This window comes from Paenibacillus sp. CMAA1364, from assembly GCF_054373195.1.
The window spans coordinates 26,650-48,246 of the sequence record NZ_JBITNB010000005.1 but is presented as its reverse complement, the minus strand read 5'-3'; the positions used below and the strand labels follow the sequence as shown (position 1 = coordinate 48,246).

Below are 21,597 nucleotides of genomic sequence, written 5' to 3'. Positions count from 1 at the left end.
CTATTATTAAATATATGAGTAATAGCAAAAAGCATAGAAATATTGACTTCAAAAAGCATCAATTCATACTGAAAATACGATAAAGATTCCCAATCAATCGAATTTCTTTATAATGAAATTATGAAGCGAATATTAGATGTATAAACAGAATAAAAAGGGATGAGACGGATGAATTTTTTTCAACATTGGAAGAATAAAATGAACCGCCGAAAGACATTTGTTCAGATGTTTATTTATCTCATTATCTCTTGTTTAGTCATATTAACGATGAGTACTGTTTATTTCTATACAATGGCATCAAGAAGCATAGTTAAGGAAATTGGCAGCCATGCAGAGGACACACTCCAAAAAACAGCTAACTCTATTTCTTACATGATTGATTGGTCTCTGCTTACAACCCAACAGTGGAGCAGAGATTCCAAGCTTGTCGCTTATGCATACTCTCAACACTCTGATCCTTATGATGAGTATATCGTATGGTCTGCTTTAAGAAAGATTGTGTTGAATGATCCATTAATTGATTCCATCTATATGGTAAATGGCTACTCCAATACAATTATTGATACGAGAAGTGGTGTATATCAATCTAACGATTTCTATGATCAAGACGCACTAACTTATTTACATTCCGATCAAATATTAAATAAAAACACGTTAAATGCCCGTAATGTAAATGGTTTATTGAACAATATTAAGCCGTTTGAAGCGAATGTTCTAACCTATTATTTTCCCTATGAGCCTAATCAATCAACTTCAACACTAATTGTTAATTTCGACGAAAACAGCATACTTGAGCTAATAGGACGTGATTTCTCTAAAATTGAGAGCAATTACTTACTTATAAATGATGCTCAGCAAATTGTTGCATCCAATTATCCAGACCAGTTTTTACAGCCCTTCACGTATGACAAAAGGCATTTCTCCAGTCAACAAGAAAGTGGCTGGACACAGCTTAAGATTGATAACAAGCAAATGCTACTTAGTTATGCCAATCTAACGGTTGTCGGTCATGAACATTGGAAGATTGTTTATACTGTACCTATTGAACACTTAATTGAAGGCGTTTCACATTTCAGAAACATAACTTTGCTCTTTTATATCCCGCTTTTTTTTATTACGTTAATTTTAGTCTGGATAATTGCGCGCAAGCTTTATAATCCCATTTCCAAGCTCATGACAGAATTAAACCTAGACAAGGCTTGGAAGCATGAACAAGAATTTGATAATGAACTAAGCGTCGTTTCTCAGCTTTACTTTGAACAGCAATCTAATTTAAGTCGTCTTTCAGAAACTTGGAAGAACTATCAAGATGAAGCTAAAAACCATTTACTAAAAGATTTAATATTAAATCAACAAAACCTACCACCTACTATATTGCAAAGAAAACTAGAAGAGGTTGACCTGCATATCTCTACGCAACAGCAGGTTCAGCTCATAGAAATAGAAATAGATCAATACGATAACTGGTCCAGCCGCTATCCAGAAAATGAAATTAAGCTGCTTACCTTTGCTATTTTGAATATCGTAGAAGAAACATTTACATTCGAACGAGGTTATGCCATTTCACTTTCGAAGCATCAGTTTGGCGTTATTATTAGTGCCATTGGGCATAAAGATGATTTGTTTACTAAGCTTACGCAATGTCAAAATGCTATCTTTCAATATTTATCTGTTCATGTAAGTATTACATCAAGCACTAGCCTAAATAACATTTATGAGCTGCCAGTGGCACATGAAGCTGTTCACGCCTCGTTTGAACTAAAGTTCTTTGAAGGACTTGGTCTAATACAAGTATTAGACCATAAGGAAGAGCATGCTGCTATATTTTCATACCAATATCCAGATGAAATTGAACGCAAACTTATTAATAGCTTGAAAATTGGGCATTTACAAGATACCGAGCATTATATGGAAGGCTTTTTTCAAACGTTAAGTATTTCATCTGTCTCTGAAGCTCAGCTTTCTCTAACACGATTGACCTTAACGATAGGTAAAACCTTTCAGCAAAATTATTCAAATATGAAGCAGTGGAATATTCGCTTTATACAAGAGAATATTCATAGCTTAGAAACGATTACTAACTATAAGCAATGGTTGCATCAGCAGCTTTCTAGCTATATCGAACAGCTAAAGTCCGCTTCCTTGCGTACAAATCGTAATAAGCAACTTGTAGATCAAGTCAAATATTTAATAGAAAGTTACTTAGGTGACCAAAATTTATCGACCAAATGGATTGCCGATCAGTTGCAGCTATCTACTAATTATTTACGAACAGTATATAAGGACGAAACTGGACAATCACTTGCCGATAGTATTACAGCAAAGCGATTAGAAAAGATAGCTTTACTCTTAGTCAATACAAATCGCACAGTTGAGGATATTTCTCTTAACAATGGATTTTCAGCTATTAATTCATTTTATGTTTCTTTCAAGAAGCAATATGGAATGACACCAGCGCAATATCGTAAGCAATATATTATGCCAGAAATTCAAAGAACTTAAAAAAGCAGGATGGGAGAATCCCATCCTGCTTTTACTACTTTAGCGACATTTAACTAACGCTAATATTGCCGTTCTAACTTATACCGTATGATAATTTATTTCTGGTAGCAGCTCATACACTATAAAAGGATCTTGTATCTCAATACAATGCGCCTCTGCATCACTAACACCCGTGTAAAGCATCGCCTTCTCATTAGGGTGGCGGACAATTCCTCCGCTGAAAAGGACATCTACCAAATCCTCGCGCTTAGTTGGTCCCTCTTGAAACATGTCACGTATCGCTATAATTTTTATAGGTGTACGCTCACTCGTTACTGGATGAATAGCAAAGGTCATACTATAGTAGTGACGGATCTCATTATTCTCAAAACTTGCGATATGTCCTAGCGCACCTATCATTCCATTAGCTAACAGATGCAGTTCATTGACACCGCCCCATTCGTCAGGTATAAACTGATCCTGATATATAGCGGCGGCGTTTATTGATTGCTCGTTCAATTGCGCTAGCGATGGAAGAACGATAAAGCCTATTTTACCTTTCCCACCAACCTCTCCCTGCGGTCTTGTGCACACCGCTATTTTTCCGTTTGGCAGCTCCAATAAACGAATGTCTTTCATTCGATCTGGTCCAGTTGCAAAATGAGCAAGATCAAACAATGAATGACCTCGGTAAAACTCAGTGACCCATGATACAATATGCTCTGGATTATGCTCAGAGGCTATCGTTCTTACGCCCCCAATAATCCATTCAGATCCCACCTCCGTAACAAAGGGATCCTGTAATTTAAGTACAGGGGCACCATCAATCAAGCTCCATGCTTCACTACTCTTTTTAAAGAACATAACTTGAGATTGTTCGGAGTCTCGCAGCTCAACTCTAGCTGCGAGCACCTCCTTACCATCCATTGTGAATGGAGCAGAAATATTATAAGCATCATAGCCATCAATTCCTAGAAAGGAAAGCTTTGAGCTACTTCTTTCTCCATCATGCACAAACTCATTAAGAAGCTGCTGGCATGTCTGTGTTATCTTCATTATGAATTCCTCCATGTGTGCGGTAGGCATTAATGTTTATTGATTTGCTAAAAAAGCTTTGAATTGCGTTTCTAACTCAGCAATAATTTTATCGTTTCCTGAGTTCTTATAAGCATTCTGTAGCTGCTTCAATCCAGTTCCAGCTGCCAAAACACCCGCTCCTAAAGGTTTTAATATTTCATCCTTCACAGAGCTAAGCTGTGCATACTCTGTTTTGAACGCTTCTGTGTCTGGCGTAAATCCTGCAAAAGGTGACAGCTCATAGTTGTCTGCATCTCGAGTAAATTCATACCATTTCAAATCATCCGCAATCATATGTTCAGGTGTTCTTACTAGATTAGGTCTCCATGTCATTACATATCCCGGGAATGAATATTGACTACCTTCTACTACTTTATACTGATCATTATTAACAGCTTCCCAATGCTTTCCTTCAATACCATACTCCAATAGGTCATGATTCTCCTTAAGAGATAACCAATCCATTACCTGCATAGCCTTATCTGCATGCTTAGAAGATGAAGGAACAACTAAGAAGTTCCATTGTTTAAAGTCTGAGTATAGCGTTTGTCCCTGATTCACAATGGCTACCTCAAGTTCTACGCCATCAATCTTTAACGCATCCACGAATTTCAATCCTTCAACACCGTCACCTGAATATTGAATAGCTGCTACTTTACCTTGGTTGAATAATGCTGAGGAGTTTTCCTGCTGTGCCATATTTCTTTCTAGAATCCCATCAGCGAAATATTTGTTTAACCTTTTTAATGTATCTTCAAATCCTGGTTGCTCATAAACAGGATAAATCTTACCATCTACTGTTCCTTTATAGTAAACATCCATTCCTACATCAAGCACAATCTCACTGCCTGTAGTTTCAAAATTAAATAAATTAACTAATCCATCTGCATAACGGCCATCTGTTGCAAAAGGAATAATAGAAGGGTCATTTTGTTTAACTTTATATAAGTAACCTTCTAACTCCTGAAGTGTTTGAATTGGATCTAAACCGTATTTCTCACGTAAATCTTTTCTTATTAAAAACCCACCCATTTTACCTTGTGAAATACCAAGTGGAATACCGTAGATGCTACCATTAAACTTGTTAGCCTCCCACATTTGCTTTGGAATTGAATTTTTTAAGTTCTCATTTTGATTAATGAGGTCATCTAAAGGAATAATTGCGTCACTACTGATCATTTGATTAATATGAAGCCAAGGAGCATCAAGGAACATATCAAATTCTTCACCAGCTGAAGTTTTTAAGGTTGTTATATTCCCATAATCGTTCCAGCTTAAAAATTGAATGTTTAATGATGCTGCAATCCCATCCGTAGCAATCTTTTCATTTACTGCACTTATTACTTGATCAAAATCAGCTGGTTTATCCCCTGGAAAGTAAGCAAGTAGCTCTACAGCTTTTTCTGGAGTCTTAGATGGCTCTGTGGTTGGCGCTGGAGTTTCAGCCGTTGAATTTGTTGCATTACCACCATCACTTTTGACGTTTCCGTTGTTACTGCTGCAAGCTGCAATTAAAGCGACCACCATTATAATGGCAAGTAACAGCATATTCTTGCTCTTTCTTTTCATAAATAACTCCTCCTTTTTATGGGTACATCATAATTACTTAAGTCCTATTCTATACAGATCATTACCTAGCGTATATTTCTAAAACCACGATAAGCTCCTATATCACTCAAAATGAGAACTTCAAATTTGTATTATATCTTCAAAATACATCACTTTTATTTTTTCGCTTATTTTAGATAGTAACTGTAGCTTTTGGGAATATCATATGTCTGTCGGTTATATTACGATGGCATTAGATTCAAACACAATATGCTATAGGGAGGTATATAAAATGAAAAAATTAATTTGTATCATGCTTGTATGCTTGCTGTTCCTTTCAGGCTTACCAGAGCTGAACGCAGTGAAAGCATCTGGCAATCTAACCTCAATCATTACATACGATACAACCACATTTACAAATGTAGCGGATGAGTGGGGTACATCAACACTAGAAAGTAATTCTGATTTTGAAATGCAACATTCTATCCAGCTAAATTCTGGAGCTACATTGTGGCAACCACTTCGTTTCACCGATGAACTCTCCAGCCCACAAGTAGGAGATACGGTTCATGCCGAAGTTACCTTTATTACACACTCTAATATTACGAACACTAATAATGTACTTATTCGAGTGGTAGGTAGCGATCAGCATCTTGTTGAGATTTCATCGATAGACGATGCGATTACAGGACAACAAACAACCTTACAAGCAAGCCCTAAGGACAACAACGGCATTATTCCAGCTGGAACTGACACGTTATGGGTCGAGCTGCATAATGATACAGATGGGACCTTGGAAATTCAAAGCATCAGGCTTTGGGGTGAGCGTTCTAACGATACGATCTTATATGATGTACCAAATGCTTATTTTACTGAACCATTTACAGGAAATTGGGAATACGCAGGAGTAATAAATGTAAATTCCTCCATCTATATGAATCAAGGAGTTGCCGCATGGCGTCCCCTTGCATTATCATCTAACGGCAATTCTCCTTTGCAAGGTGATATTGTTGAAGCTCAAGTGAGTCTTTTTATTTCAGATACCGTCACAACTAACGATCACGTTTATTTGCGCCTTAATGATGGAGCCAACACGCTGATTGATATTAATAACATTACCAACCTGCCACGCAATCAATGGATAACCGTCTCTGGTCAAGTCATGCAAAACGGAGCTCAAATATCTAGCTCAGCTTCAGAGCTTTGGGTTACCATTTATAACGATTCTAATTCTTCTATTCGTATGAAGGACTTTCATATTCAAGGTACCCGATCCAACATTAATATATATGATTTGAATGAAGACGGATATATTAATGAGCAAGACTTGGCCCTCTTGCAGCAAGCATATGAGCAAGACAATTATGAGGCACGCTTCGACTTTGATAAGGACGACCAGCTAACTGAAAAAGACATTCTCTTCTTTAAAAAATTTCCATTGCAGCAAAGTCATTTGTTCTATTTGAATTTGGAGCATTTTCTATTTATGAATGAACAGGTTGAAATCGAAGATATACCTATGCTTATTACACATTTATATTCAGAACCAATCGATCGCAATAATTTATCATTGGGGTATAAATGGGTTGGAGACCCACAGGAGGGCTTCGCAGCTGTCGATGATGTATCTCGATCCGTAACGGCATTTGTTGAGCATTACCGTCTATATGGTGATTCTACTAGCTATGAGAATATTAAGCTCGGGCTAGAGTTTCTAATGTGGATGCAATATTCAGATGGAGATTACGATAATTTTGTTGTTCGTCATCAAGACGGTACCATTGAAAAGAAGGATAGCTATTCCTCTAGCAAGAGTTATACATGGTGGGCATTACGTGCTTATGGGGCTATCGCAGAAGCTTATTCGATTCTCAATAATTCAGATGATGAGCTAAAAGATCGATTAGAAGCTAGCCTTGCGCTTAATTTACAACGATTAACGGAACTAACTACTCCCCAATACGGAGAAACCTTCACTATTGGAGATAAAAGCTATGCTAAATGGATGCTCGGCGGTGACGCATGGCTGACAGCTGGTGTAATCAATTCTCTATATGCACATCATAAAGTAGCCGATCAAGCGACACAGGCACAAATTAAAGTCATTACCCACCAGCTAGGTGAAGCGCTCGCTATGACGCAAGCAGGCTCATTTACCCAATTCCCTTATGGCGGATTTATGCATATTATTGATGGCTCACAAAAGTCGATAAACTGGAATGAATGGGGTAGCATTTCTATTCGAGCTATGGCATATGCCGGTGTTCTAACAGATAATGAGCAATGGATTAACTCTGCGGTCTATGCGGCAGAAAGCTTTATTGGCGATCTAATGATTTCAGGAAGAGCTGAAACTATTTCTCCAAATAAGAAGCCATATCCACTAATTAACTACGGAACCTCCAGTAATGTAGATAATATGCTGGCGCTTTATGAAATTACGCAAGATACGAAATATGCTAAGCTAGCTGGCTTAATAGGCTCTTGGTGGACTGGTAACAATGTGATGAATACCCCAATGTTCAATCAAGAAACAGGATATGCATATGACGGTATGACAGCAACAGAGGTAAATATCAACAGTGGAGGGGAATCTTTAGCTGAAGCTATACGTACTTTAGCCCGTTTGATGAGCTTACCCGAAGCTGAGCAATATTTATATGCTACTACAGGCGAGACATTTGGAGCACAAACCATTGAAATTGAACAGCTATTTAAAAATTCATCACCACCAGATGCACAAAAAAACTTACCTAATGGAATGCTGAATTCACCTGAGCAAGCGATTGTTGCACAGAATTCACAATCAGGTTCAAATGAGCAGCTTATTTATGCGGATGCTCAAGGTATAACCCAACTAACAGAACTTTATCCTAACTGGTACGGTAAGCAAACTATCTTCGTGGCAGCAGACGGCTACAACAATATGCGTTTATTTGATCAGGGCGAATTATTGACTACCATTGCTATCGGTAATGAAGAGGGTCAATTTCAGCATGGTGATTATGTAAAGCTAGATTTTGCTGCTCGTGTCGAATTCGATACTGATTTAATTGCAGAGGTTTTTGCAGTTAACAGTGAGCAAGAAGAAACATTAATTGCGAGCTCAGAGAACATGTCATACCATGCACGCACATGGTATTCAGGGGTAAATTCGGTAAAAACAACACCACTTGCGCCTATCCCTGAAGATGCTACAGAATTGCTTGTTCGCTTCAATGTCAACTCTACTAAAACACTACGGTATGAAGGCTTCGCGATGGTAACGGAAGCTAAGATTTATACAATGGGTGTTACTGAAGTACGCTATGGAAACACGGAGCTTTCCAATTCGAGCTATGTGGAGCTATATCCAAACATTACTCGCTCCTTCAATATTGAAGTTCCAAAAAATGCAACCTATGATGTGGTGTTAAGCTATGTTCATCAGAACCAAGCCAGCTTTAACATTACCGTTGACCAACAGAGCATAAATACGATTTCATTAAATAATGGTATGAATGGTAATGTCGTTGTACAAAAGGTAGGGCGAATGAACTTAACGGAAGGTGAACATCAATTAACCTTATCGAACGTAAGCAGTGCAACGTCTGTTTATTTGGATGCTATAACATTATATCCTGTTACATCTTATGCGAGCTATACTTTAGCTTCCAATGAAGTAATCTCTGTCGTTCGAGATGCAACGAATGAGCAACTGTTATGGGTAGAAGGGATACCAACTATAGCGCCGATAACGGACACACCAATTCCTACACCTAAGCCTTCTTCAGCACCAGTTTCTAATCAACCGGGCGTATTCACCCCAAGTAATCCGGCTTATTGGACACTTCAAGGGCAGTCGTTAATTACGCAAGAAGGCGTAACAAGTGTACTTATACCAGAAAATAAGACGCAGTTGCTATTAACTATTGAGGATTTGAAATCGATTCAGCAGTTACGGCTTCTATCAACACAGTTCAATATTACATTTGATGAAACACAGTTGCAGAAACTTATGAGTCAGCTTACTCCAAATACAAGAATCGTATTAACTATTGAACAGCTTACTGATCCATTAGCGACACCAACTGCAACGCCTATCATATATGTTGACGCAGTTACGATTGATAATAACGGAAAAACGATAGTGACATTGCCAATCTCAGCACTACTGACGTTTACTGGTATCACAGATGACAACGGTTTAGGATTATATATGTTACAAGACCGTACGGCATTCTTCTATGGAATAGGTCAGCTACATCATAACCAATGGCAAGTTCGTATACAAAATGGCGGTCAGTATGTTGGTCTAACTTACCACAAGTCCTATGATGATGCTTCCAATACACACTGGGCGAATCAGGCAATTGCTGCATTAACCTCTTGGCATATTGTAAAAGGACAAAGTGAAAAACATTTTGGAGTACAGAATAATCTTACACAAGCTGAGCTGTTAACTATGCTCGTACGTATCCATAACCTAAATACGGGAAGTAATGTTGCTAACTCTAAAAATCTTCCATGGTACCAGCCATATGTGGATCAAGCCAATAAGCAAGCTCTGATTAGCTTAGATAACTTTTCACCAAATCAAGTGATGACAAGACAGCAGGTCGTAGCATGGTTAGTTGAATTTATTAATCGCAACGAGCTAGAAATTAAACCCAACAGTATAAGCTTAGATCAGTATCAGGATGTAAGCACACTCTCACCTGAAAGTATTGCCGCATGGTCAACACTCATCCAACTAGGCATTATTCAGGGAGATCATCAAAAAATGCTACATCCAAATAAGCAGATTACAAGAGCAGAGATAGTTATCATTCTTTATCGTTTATTGCAGATTATACCGAATTAAAAATAGTTCGAAGAAGTTCTCCATAGCCGCGTTCCTTTTTTCTTCAGCAGTAAATGTGGGCATAAGAAAAGCACCTCCAATTGTTAGATTGTGTGTCTAACAATTGGGGTGCAGTTCAATAGCAATAGCCCCCATTTCGTGAGAAATGAGGGCTATCTATTTCTGGCTTATTAATTTCGGATGAGATAATCGAAAGCACCTAATGCTGCAGTAGCACCGGATCCCATAGAAATGATGATCTGCTTATAAGGACTATTCGTACAATCTCCTGCCGCAAATACTCCAGGTAGATTTGTAGCACCATGACTGTTCACAACGATCTCGCCCATGCGAGTCCGTTCAACCGTATCACCTAACCAATCTGTATTTGGTACAAGGCCAATTTGTACAAACACGCCCTGCAATTCAATGTGCTTAATTTCTTCTGTATCGCGATCCATGTAGGAAATACCGTTAACTTTGTCTGTTCCGGTAACTTCTTTTGTTTGAACGTTCTTCAGTACAGTAACGTTAGGTAGGCTGTAAAGACGATCTTGTAGAACAGCATCAGCTTTGAGCTCTGGTGCGAATTCAAGAACCGTTACATGTTTCACAATCCCTGCAAGATCAATCGCTGCCTCAATACCTGAATTACCACCACCAACAACTGCAACATCTTTTCCTATAAACAAAGGACCATCACAATGGGGGCAGTAAGCCACACCTTTGTTCTTAAACTCCGCTTCACCAGGTACACCCATATTACGCCAACGAGCGCCTGTCGAAACGATGACTGTCTTACTTTTGAGTACAGCACCGTTTTCGAGTTCAACTTCGATGAGTTCCTTCTTTTCTAAACGCTTAACACGCTGTAATTTCATTACATCGATGTCGTACTCTTTCACTTGTTGTTCTATATTCGCTACAAGCTGAGGCCCTTCAGTATATTGTATACTGATAAAGTTCTCAATGCTCATAGTATCGTTGACCTGACCGCCAAATCGCTCAGCAACGATACCTGTTCGAATCCCTTTACGTGCTGCATAAATCGCTGCACTAGCACCTGCTGGGCCACCACCAACAACAAGTACATCAAAAGGCTCCTTATTATCAAACTCTGATGCATCAGGCGCATTACCCATCTTGGCAAGAATTTCTTCAACCGTCATACGACCGCTTTCGAAGAATTCACCGTTAAGGTACACACTTGGCACAGACATAACGTTTTTGCTTTCTACCTCTGCTTTGAATACTGAACCATCAATCATGGTATGAGTAATGCCAGGATTAAGAACACTCATCAAGTTCAGTGCTTGTACAACATCAGGACAATTATGACAGCTTAGGCTGATATACGTTTCAAACGTATATTCACCGTGAATGCCTTTGATCTGATCAATAACACTTTGCTCAATCTTTGGAGCTCGTCCACTAACCTGCAATAGAGCGAGTACTAATGAAGTGAATTCGTGTCCCAATGGCGTCCCAGCAAAGGTTACGCCTGTATCTTCACCTACGCGATTGACACTAAAGCTTGGTGTTCTAGGTAATTGTCTTTTTTCTACCGATATCATAGAAGACATGCTCGCAAGTTCTTCGACCAGAGACAACATCTCTTCAGATGCTTCATCATTGCCTGCACTGACTTTTAACACTATATTACCTTCTAAGAGCTGGAGGTATTGTTCTAGTTGAGTCTTTATCTCTAGATCTAGTGTCATTTTGGCCACCTAAATCTTGCCTACGAGATCAAGGCTTGGTTTAAGTGTTTGAGCACCTTCAGACCATTTCGCTGGGCAAACTTCACCTGGATGGTTACGTACATACTGTGCAGCCTTGATCTTGTTAACAAGCGCACTTGCATCACGTCCAATGCCTCCTGCATTAATCTCAACAGTCTGGATAATACCGTCTGGATCAATGATGAATGTACCACGATCAGCTAGACCATCAGCTTCGATCAATACATCAAAGTTGCGAGAGATCACATGTGAAGGATCACCAATCATAATGTACTTAACCTTACCAATAGCTTCAGAGCTTGCATGCCATGCTTTATGTGTAAAATGAGTATCCGTTGATACGGAATATACTTCAACTCCAAGTGCTTTTAAAGTTTCATATTGGTTCTGTAGATCTTCTAGCTCGGTAGGACACACGAATGTAAAGTCAGCTGGATAAAAACAAACTACACTCCATTTACCCTTGAAATTTTCCTCCGTAACATCGATAAATTTACCTTCTTGAAATGCAGATGCTTTAAATGGTAGTACTTCTGTTCCGATAAGTGACATATTTATAATCTCCTCTTAAGTTATATTTTTTAATATAATCAATCATATTCAGGCTTATTACAATTCAATATGAATACAATTTATAATTATTATTATTAACTAAAGGCTATAATCTGTCAAGCTAGTTTAGAGTGATTATAATCAACCAATTAGTGAACTCTCTAAATATTAGACTCATTCATCATTATTCTTCTAAGTTAAACCTGAGTATTTATTTCTTATAGATAATGATTAGATACTTATGTATCAGTCATTTTCTTACGAGATTCATATCAATAAAGCAAAATCCACAACCTCTTGAGGTTGTGGATTTACATGGTGGAGGCGAGGGGAGGCGAACCCCTGTCCGAGAATATCGACACATAAGCTACGCTTCGCGTTGGGTGTAGTAACAGTTTTGATGTCACCCTAGCAAATGTAAAAACCTAATCGTCCTTCAGCAGACTGAACGCAACTCTCCACGAGTCACCTCTAATTCTGGCTGGAATTTACCTGTTGGCATGAAAATATCCATATTATAAACACCGGTAATCTCATTATATGCCCAATGTTTACCCGGTCTAACATCGGAATAACCAGGGTCGTTCCATTCACCGCTCGTTCCCCAGGCGAATGAGCGCATAATCATTGTAGCCGCTTGCGCTCTTGTAATTGAATCATTGACTCCGCATCGTCCATCTGGGTAGCCATTAATTACTTCTTTGTTTACTAAAAAATTAATTTCTTTGTTCGACCAATGAGATGTATTCACATCACTGAATGATTTCGACGCAGCCACAACTACACCGCTCCACGCCAACAAAGGAACGGACACAAACATCAACATCGTTACTTTCAGCTTCATCTTAAGTAGCAACTCCAATTCACCATTTATATTTTCTATATCAAATGTACTTGAAATATACGCTGTTCCCAAGCGAAAGAAAAAAAGAGTCAAGGAATTATTTCCTTGACCCTCTTTCGTCAATTCTTACACATGAATACCCAAGATCTTCAATTGTTCATTGATTTTAGCTTCAAGTTCAGCAATTTCTTGTTTATCTTGCTCTAATCGCTTATTCACTTCATCAAGATCAATGACTTGCTCCTCTTCAAATGTATCCACGTAGCGAGGGATATTTAGGTTGTATTCATTTTCTTTGATTTCTTCGAGTGATGCAACATGAGCATATTTATCAACAGCTACACGATTTCGGTAAGTTTCTATAATCTTACTAATATTTTTATCAGTAAGTTTATTTTGATTCTTACCCTTTTCAAATTCATTACTTGCATCGATAAACAAGATGTCTTTTGTTTTTTTACTTTTCTTCTTAAATACTAAAATTGTAGTTGGAATGGATACGCCGTAAAATAAATTGGCAGGTAATCCTATAACGGCATCAAGGTAGTTCTTTTCAATGATCGTTTGTCGAATCGCACCTTCTGCTGCACCACGGAACAAGACACCATGCGGTAATACAATCGCCATTGTTCCAGTATCATTCAGATGATACAAACTATGTAGAATGAATGCATAATCCGCCTTAGTTCTAGGGGCAAGTCTACCATATTCACTAAAACGTGCATCTTTTAGTTTCGTTTCACTATTGTCCCAATGCGCAGAATAAGGAGGATTTGCAACCACGGCATCAAATGAACGAGGCTGATCATTGCCTTTTGCATCTAGCCCATCAGGCCAATCACTTTCTAATGTGTCAGCATTAGAGAGTGTCATGTTATTAAATGAAACACCATGCATCATTAGATTCATACGAGCCAAGTTGTATGTTGTCGTATTCTTTTCTTGACCAAAAAATTTAATTGCCCCTGGTTTATTTCCACTAGGCAACTCACCTTGAACCGTTAATAGCAATGACCCTGATCCACAAGTTGGATCGTATACAGAAAAAGTATTATCCGACTCTTGTACACCGTCCGTAACAATTTTAGCCAATATGATAGAGACTTCATGGGGTGTATAGAATTCTCCACCTTTTTTACCTGCACTTGCTGCAAATTGACCGATTAGGTATTCATAGATTGCCCCAAGAATATCTTTGTTATCTTCACCTTTGTAATCAATGCCATTAACAAGTTTTACAATTCGGTTAAGTGATTTGGCACGTTCATTTGTAGAAGAACCAAGACGCGAATCTCCAAGATTGATGTCGTTAAATACGCCACGGAAGTCTTTCGCAGCTTCTTTGTTTAATTCAGCGTTTCTATTGAAGTTATCAAATATAGTCTGATAATCACTAGGAATCACCATGCTATTATCAATCTTGTCCACTAAAGACTCCCAAGTATCAAGCGGCGCAATAGCATAGCCTAAACTCGAAGAAATATCTTCTAAGTAGTCAATCAAATCATCACCGTTCGCTTGTTTTACATAGGCATTATTAATTGATCCACCAACAGCAATATCAAGGACATTATTGTTAACTAAATACTGTTCTTGGTGTTCTGACAGATAACGATAAAACATAAAGGCTAAAATGTAGTTCTTATATTCTGCAGCATCCATGCTTCCACGAAGCTCATTTGCCATCGCCCACAGCTTTGTTGTCATTGTTTGTACATTATTGCTCATATTGTTATTTTCCTCCTAGATATTCAATCGCCAAATTTACTGCTCATTTGTGAGGTTTTCCGTCTTGTATACGTAGTAACCCTCATAATGATAGCTTGCGTCGATACCTTTCATATAAATTTCACGGTCATTGATCTTATCTGTAAGAGCTACTTTAAGAAGAACCTTGATTTCGACGTCCTTAATAGGACTTCTTTCCATTGCAAGCAAGTAATCTTCTTTATCGACCTTGCTCCAATCGACAACTCGCCTTATTTCCCCTTTTAATATGGTGTCAAGCCATATTCTTGCGCTTCTTCCGTTCCCTTCTCTGAAGGGATGAGCTGCATTCATCTCAACGTATTTTTCTATGATTTCGTCAAAGGTTGATTGTGGCATTTCTTCGATCTTATCAATTGCAACTTCAAGGTACATAACAGGCGCGAAACGAAAACTACCCTTTGCAATATTTACATCCCGCACTTTTCCGGCAAAGTCATAAATTTCATCAAACAGACACTTGTGAATTTCGACTAACGCCTTAAATGTTCCAACTTCTAATGTATCTAAAAAACCCGTTTCAAACATTTCAAGGGCCTTCATCTTGCTGATTTTCTCCTCAATACGAGCAAGTTCCGAAGAATCAGTAATCCCTAATATGTTTTCTAATGCCATAGCTTATTCCTCCCGTCAAACAAACATTTGTTGTAGCAGTCCTTTCTTCTGTTCTTGCAGGTGTTCCAGCTTACGCTGATGAAGGGTGATGAGGGTGTCTAGGTTGCGGAATACTGATCCAATTTTAAATTGTTCCTCACTATCAATAGATACTTTAATTTCAATTTCTGCTAAATCATTTGAGTTAATTGCAGGATAACTTGTACCCGTACTTCTATCTAGAACAGTCTTAACGAATAACTCTTCTTGTACACGGCTAAGCAAGAAATAACTATCAATACTTGGTCGCATATGTGCGTAACCAGTTGAGAATACATAGTTATTATAAGGCAAGTCATACAAATAGTTGTTCTTTTGGTAAGGACGAACTGTTTGATAAAAGACATCTCCACGTTGTGCTAAGCGTTGAGCTCGAGATGGTGCAAATTCTTTTGATTCAGTACGATGAGCAATCAAATCAGTACCTACTACAGATTCCAAATCAACGTATTCAAACTCGTCTGGCAATATTGATTTAGGATTAAATTCAGCGATCTCTCCCAACTTACGCTGTTCCCAAGCGAAACTGAATCCAGGGAAACGAACCTCTGGAAAATCTTCACCATCTTTCGGAAACATTTTTTGAAGCAACCCAGCCTTCAGATTTTTCACGTTATTTAACTTACGCTGATGAAGGGTGATGAGGTTGTCGATAGTGGCAAAGAACTGACCAATTTTCTTCTGTTCATTATCAATTGGTAACATGATTACCTGATTCTTCACCAAACTAGAATTCAAATTCACTTGGCTACCAGGCTGGCCATATTCTTGCCACATAGGTCTAAACATTTCTAACCATTGAAACATAAACTCACGATCAAACTTCGGATTTAAAAAAATAAGAAACCCATCATGTACACCAGTTTTAACGTAGTTTACGACAGGCTTTCCAACAGTTGCAGCTATACTTAGCAATAAATGCGGTTCTCTAAGCACTCGAGTTTTTTCTTGTCCCAACTCTGAAATACGTTGTTCAAGACGGTGAATTCGTCCGCCTTGTTCAGTTACATCTGCAATTCGTAGCCAGCCAACATCGGATTTTTCATCAAACCATTTCGGATTTTGAATAGGTCTTGGACTCGCCCCACGAACAATATCAGACAACTCCCCCAACTCACGCTCTTCCCAAGCATCATTAAATCCAGGAAACCTAATTTTAGGTACATTCTTTTTGTATTCGCTCATGTCTGTTCTCCCTGTATTCTCTTGATTTCTTTATCGAAATCAGAAACTATTCTTTGATGCTTATTGAATTCTTTATACTCGCCAATAGCCTTATTCTTAGCTACGCTTTGTGAAATACGCCCATTTCCATCCAAGACTTCATAGCGATTGAACGCTAGAAATTCATCAATGCTTTTCGCAAAGTCCTGCATTCCCAATAAAGTTTCATCTTCAAGCAGGCGCTCTACATAGTCAAAGTAAGCTGATACGTTACGCTCCAAACTGCGAACTTCCTTTTCTGATAAATAATTCTTTGCAACTACAATATCTGATTGTAAAATACGGCCATCAGGCGAGTTCTTCCAAGAAGTTAGTCCCATATGTTCTTTGCCTTTATCTGCACTGTTATAAACAATTTCAGCAGCGGTTTTACCTGTAATCGCATAATGAAACTTGTTTTGAACTGTCGCATAAAACATCTTGGTGATCTCTGCGTTCCTATCGTAGTCGTATGAAATTTCTGCAAATACGTCTGATATTTGTTGCCATATACGTCGTTCACTTGCTCGAATGGAACGAACCGTTTCAAGCAATTCACGAAAGTAATCCTTCCCAAACACATTCTTACCTTGTTTCATACGTTCAACATCAATTTTGAAACCTTTTTGGATATAATCTTTTAAGACATCGGTTGCCCATATACGAAACTTCGTTGCCTTTTGTGAATTGACACGGTAGCCAATTGAGATAATCGCATCTAGGTTATAATATTTAACAACGTTCTTCTGTGTTTTCCCTTCCATTGCACCATGTACAGTGGTATTTTCCATAATGGAAACAACCACTTTTTCATCCAATTCTCCTGACTGGAATATATTTTTCAAATGTTTACTGATTGCTGGGACACCAACATCAAAAAGCTGTGCAATAATCTTTTGAGTCGCCCAAATCGTTTCATCTCGAACAACAACTTCCACTTTTTCATCAGCATCATACATTAAAAATTGTATTTCGTTCATAATAAGCTGCCATCTACCTTTCTACCAATTCATCCGCTAGTTCGTAAATCGCGTCTCGTAAACCGTTGCGATATTTCATTCTAGGCAATGACTGTACGACTTCATCATGAGCAAGTGTCGCATAGCCAGAACTGGCTTGAGCAATTATGTCACGGACCTGACCCGTATCATCCAAATCTTGCAAACCGTAGCGGTGGCGACTGAACAACTCACGCATTTGGGAGCTTGTAATAATATCCGTAATTCCCCACTTCACTCGGAAGTCAAGAAACATTCGATCGAGGCTAACGTTGTTCGCTTGTTGGATGATCTGTTCACTATCACTTAGCTTCATAGGATACTTAAAGTCAGAGCCTGCAGGCGGGAAGTGACCTTTGATAATGGCGACAGCCGCATTCATGATCTTGGTTGCATAGTTACGATCATCCAATCCATTAGCAAATTGATTAATTTTTTCTTGCGTTTCTTTGGCTTCTTCCTCTTTACCTTCGTGAACTTGGTTTAATAATTGTTCCACGAGTTCAGTCAGATAATCATAGTCTACTTTGACATCCTTTACGTGTATCATACGTAGTTCGATTTGATAGATAGGGATTTTCCTTTCTTTTGCAATATGTGACTTTAGTTCATTGGTTAAGACTGTTGTCAACATCACTTCTTGCTCTGAACTCATCCCTAACTTCTCTACTAACTCATCTGGATTATCATAATTAAATCCGATTTTTTCACCGTTAACTTCATCTGGATCATATTGCTTTAATTTCGCCATTCCTCTGTTATATTCACGGAGTAAACCAAGCATGTAGTCCTTTTGTTTCTCAGATGGGGGTAGCTGTTGAAAGTCAGTTGTTAAGCTACCTAGTTTTCCAACCACTTCTTTCACTTCATTAAATACATCTTCAAATGGTTTAGCTATAATCCCATCTTCCTGATTAGATTCACGTTGTTCCTCATCAGACAGATTGGCTGAGTTTTTATTGGCATAGATAGCAAGTGCTTTATTCATCAACTTCTCATTGTGCGCAGGCCATCGGTAATTGACCACACGTCCCCATGGTTTCGCTTGCATATCTGCAATACGGTTCGTTCTTGAATAAGCTTGAATTAACCCTGCGCCTTTTAAGGTTCTATCCACATAAAGCGTGTTAAGTTCAGGTGCATCAAATCCAGTTAATAATTGATCAACCACGATAACCAAATCCAGGAATTTCCCATCTGTAGCTGATTTATTTAAACGTGAAGTTACATCTTGCGTATAGCCAGAAACATCATCCATCCCAAAAGATGTACCAAACTCAGCATTATAAGCTTTAATCGCATCGTGCAGACCTTGATTGCTGGCAAGCATACTATCATTGTTTGAAGTGTTATGACTAAATGTCACCGCAACTTTTAATACTTGTCCGCCGTTCTTATTATGATCTTCGTTTAGACGTTGAAACTCATTGAAATACATCATTGCCATCGGTGTACTTGCTTTACCACCACCTACATGAGTTGTAAACAAAGCATTATACTTTCCTTCATTAGAACGATTACGCCAATTTCCAAAAATATCTTCTACTACTAATTTGATGTGATCTGGATTTTCATCGTAGAAACTTGGTTCAACGGCATCATCCATATCCTCTTGAGAGAGGTCTTTGATTTTCTTTTGAATTCGTTCTTCGCTCCATGTGGGATAACGTTCACGGTAGAACGCAGGGAGATATTGCTCTTTCATTTGTTGTTCGTCAATGGTTGTCTCAAAGTCAACTTTGAATCCCAAAACATTTCGGTCAGCAATCGCTTCACGAATCGTATACGCGTGTAATAGTGGGCCGAAAATGTCCTCTGTTCTAAGCCCCGTGGTAGTTTCATCAAACATCGGTGTTCCAGTATAACCTACCCAAGCAGATTTCTTAAAAGCTTTTTGGATATTGTCGAATGAGTCACCGCCCGTTGAACGATGTGCTTCATCTACGATAAATACAATATTCTTATCTGGCGCTTTAAAAGTTTTACGTTTTACTAAAGTGTCAAGTTTTTGAACGGAAGTCACGATAATACCATTGTCTTTACTCTTAAGCTTACGACTCAAATCAGTCGTATTATCTGTGTTTTGAACGCTGCCAAATGAATCTTCGGTCGCATCAGGATCATAAGCTTTGTAATTTTCATTGGTTTGCTTGGTTAAAGCAATTCGATCCACAACAAAAACAACCTTATCCACTTTCGGCATACGGCTTGCAAGCCAAGCCGTTTTGAAACTTGTGATCGTTTTACCAGATCCCGTTGTATGCCATATGTAACCAACTTTATTCATGCCCAGCTCAAAATCTGAACGCTTCAAGCTATCAATCACATTTTGTGTTGCATACACTTGATAAGGACGCATCACTTTCAACATTTGTTTGTTTCTTGTACCGTCCAGAATCATATAGTTGGTAGCCATTTGATGTGCCATTGGAATAGAAAGCATGGAGTCTGCAAACTCCTTCCAGTTGCGTACAATCGTATTATCACTCTTACGTTGCCAGTTAAAAGCAAAGTCCTTATTAAATTTATCTGATGTCGTATTGGCCATATACTTCACATTGTTCGGTGTAATGGCAACCAAAATTTGCAATGTTGAGAAAATATCACGATACTGATTTTCATCAGCATATTGATGCATTTGATTGAGCGCTTCATTGACATCGCGCGTGTCACGCTTTTCCTCAATTTGAATGATAGGTAGACCATTAATTAAAAGAGTTGTGTCAAAATAACACTTTTGCTTTCCTGTGATCACAGCTGGTCGGTAAATTTGATTCACCACTTGATAGACTGTATCGCCAGCCCCTATTTGTTTTTGATCAAAAACAGTAAGAAACACATGACGTCCATCGTCTAAATCAATCTCGATTTGTGTCACTCCATTCAAACCATACAAGAACTGCCCCGCTTCATAAGGTGTATGAATATCAGAGATAATCTTCTTAACCTGGTTGAATTCTACAACACTTAGAGGATGTTCAAGTGTGTTTTGATTGTGTCGTTCCAAGATCGCTTTGAAATTATCCCAGAGTTGTTCTGTAGTTTTAATATTTGGTTCATATTTCCACAATTTGGATTTCGCTACATAATCAACACTTGATTCTTTGAAAGTAGGATTCCCTATTCCTTCAGCATGTTCATCTTCCATAATTCTACCACTTGTGAGGTATTGAATTAATTCTGTCTCAAATTCATGCTCGGTCATTCCGACTTGCCCCCTTTAGCTTTTCTAATACTATGGTAGTTTCCAAATTGGCCACTCTATTTCTTAGTGCTTCTAGTCGTAACTGGTTGAAATAAAGTTCACCAATCATGCGTTGTTTTTCTATTATTGGCACATCTGGCAACTCAAGTTCTTTCACTTGTTTCAGCGTGTATTTCAGAACTTGGGAGCCCTGTAAGCCAACTTGAAGCTGTTTCTTAATGAATTCATCTTCGTTAAGTAAGTAAACAAGATATTTTGAATCCATCGTGACATCAACCACTAACTTAGCGTAGTTTTGCGTGTATAGATATCCCTGATGCTTCATACCAACTATAGTCGATCTTCCCGATATCAAACTAAACACAACATCACCTTGATTTAGCGTGCTTACTTTATCAAAGGTTCGTACTTGTTTGCCGTCACTAACATTAGAACCTGAACTAATCAAATCATCTTCAATATCTTGTTGTCCATAATAGGTGTACAGTGGCGCTTGATCATCCAACGCTTCTTTAATTCTAAATTGTGGGGAACCACTCACGAATTCTACCACTTTTTCTAATTTTATCATTTAAATTCGTGCCTTTCTAAAATTAAATTTACTTGTTATTTGAATCATATCAAATTACTTTTGGATATGCAAACATTAATATATTAATTTCGATAAATTACATTTTATATATAAAGAGTCGCCTTCCCTGATA

The 21,597-nt window shown here is 38.3% G+C and carries 13 protein-coding genes; 2 read left to right on the top strand and 11 right to left on the bottom strand.

The window, feature by feature from the left end; all coding sequences use genetic code 11:
- Positions 1-168 precede the first annotated feature (168 nt).
- Positions 169-2,502 carry a helix-turn-helix transcriptional regulator gene (locus ACH8E3_RS05580; RefSeq protein ID WP_458631630.1) on the top strand — a complete coding sequence of 778 codons (2,334 nt, stop codon included), beginning with the start codon at positions 169-171 and terminating at the stop codon, positions 2,500-2,502.
- 78 nt (positions 2,503-2,580) lie between these two features.
- Here the strand turns inward: ACH8E3_RS05580 and ACH8E3_RS05575 are convergent, their stop codons facing one another.
- Together ACH8E3_RS05575 and ACH8E3_RS05570 are read right to left on the bottom strand one after the other, a co-directional pair.
- Positions 2,581-3,537 carry a DUF1861 family protein gene (locus tag ACH8E3_RS05575; RefSeq protein WP_458631629.1) on the bottom strand — a complete coding sequence of 319 codons (957 nt, stop codon included), beginning with the start codon at positions 3,535-3,537 and terminating at the stop codon, positions 2,581-2,583.
- Between the two features lie 36 nt (positions 3,538-3,573).
- Entirely contained in the window at positions 3,574-5,127 is a 1,554-nt protein-coding gene (locus tag ACH8E3_RS05570) for an extracellular solute-binding protein (RefSeq protein WP_458631628.1), read from the bottom strand.
- 271 nt (positions 5,128-5,398) lie between these two features.
- Between ACH8E3_RS05570 and ACH8E3_RS05565 the strand changes: the two genes are divergently transcribed.
- Positions 5,399-9,949, top strand: coding sequence for an S-layer homology domain-containing protein (locus ACH8E3_RS05565; protein WP_458631627.1), 4,551 nt, complete (start codon positions 5,399-5,401; stop codon positions 9,947-9,949).
- A gap of 170 nt (positions 9,950-10,119) precedes the next feature.
- Here the strand turns inward: ACH8E3_RS05565 and ahpF are convergent, their stop codons facing one another.
- The 9 genes from ahpF to ACH8E3_RS05520 all read right to left on the bottom strand — a co-directional run bounded on the left by ahpF (position 10,120) and on the right by ACH8E3_RS05520 (position 21,464).
- On the bottom strand, positions 10,120-11,649 hold the full coding sequence (ahpF, locus tag ACH8E3_RS05560; protein WP_458631626.1) for an alkyl hydroperoxide reductase subunit F: 1,530 nt from the start codon (positions 11,647-11,649) through the stop codon (positions 10,120-10,122).
- A 9-nt stretch (positions 11,650-11,658) separates the two neighbouring features.
- Positions 11,659-12,222, bottom strand: a complete 564-nt coding sequence (gene ahpC, locus ACH8E3_RS05555) for an alkyl hydroperoxide reductase subunit C (protein ID WP_458631625.1) — start codon at positions 12,220-12,222, stop codon at positions 11,659-11,661.
- 436 nt (positions 12,223-12,658) lie between these two features.
- On the bottom strand, positions 12,659-13,066 hold the full coding sequence (locus tag ACH8E3_RS05550) for an S-layer homology domain-containing protein (RefSeq protein WP_458631624.1): 408 nt from the start codon (positions 13,064-13,066) through the stop codon (positions 12,659-12,661).
- Positions 13,067-13,192: 126 nt separating this feature from the next.
- On the bottom strand, positions 13,193-14,794 hold the full coding sequence (locus ACH8E3_RS05545; RefSeq protein ID WP_458631623.1) for a type I restriction-modification system subunit M: 1,602 nt from the start codon (positions 14,792-14,794) through the stop codon (positions 13,193-13,195).
- 36 nt (positions 14,795-14,830) lie between these two features.
- A complete protein-coding gene (gene fic / locus ACH8E3_RS05540) occupies positions 14,831-15,448 on the bottom strand; it encodes a protein adenylyltransferase Fic (RefSeq protein WP_458631622.1) in 618 nt (205 codons plus the stop codon).
- Between the two features lie 15 nt (positions 15,449-15,463).
- Entirely contained in the window at positions 15,464-16,672 is a 1,209-nt protein-coding gene (locus ACH8E3_RS05535) for a restriction endonuclease subunit S (RefSeq protein ID WP_458631621.1), read from the bottom strand.
- Entirely contained in the window at positions 16,669-17,670 is a 1,002-nt protein-coding gene (rhuM, locus tag ACH8E3_RS05530; RefSeq protein WP_458631620.1) for a RhuM family protein, read from the bottom strand. Before rhuM ends, ACH8E3_RS05535 begins: the two co-directional genes overlap by 4 nt.
- A 13-nt stretch (positions 17,671-17,683) precedes the next feature.
- A complete protein-coding gene (locus tag ACH8E3_RS05525; RefSeq protein ID WP_458631619.1) occupies positions 17,684-20,893 on the bottom strand; it encodes a type I restriction endonuclease subunit R in 3,210 nt (1,069 codons plus the stop codon).
- Positions 20,880-21,464, bottom strand: a complete 585-nt coding sequence (locus tag ACH8E3_RS05520) for a restriction endonuclease subunit S domain-containing protein (protein WP_458631618.1) — start codon at positions 21,462-21,464, stop codon at positions 20,880-20,882. Before ACH8E3_RS05520 ends, ACH8E3_RS05525 begins: the two co-directional genes overlap by 14 nt.
- Positions 21,465-21,597 lie beyond the last annotated feature (133 nt).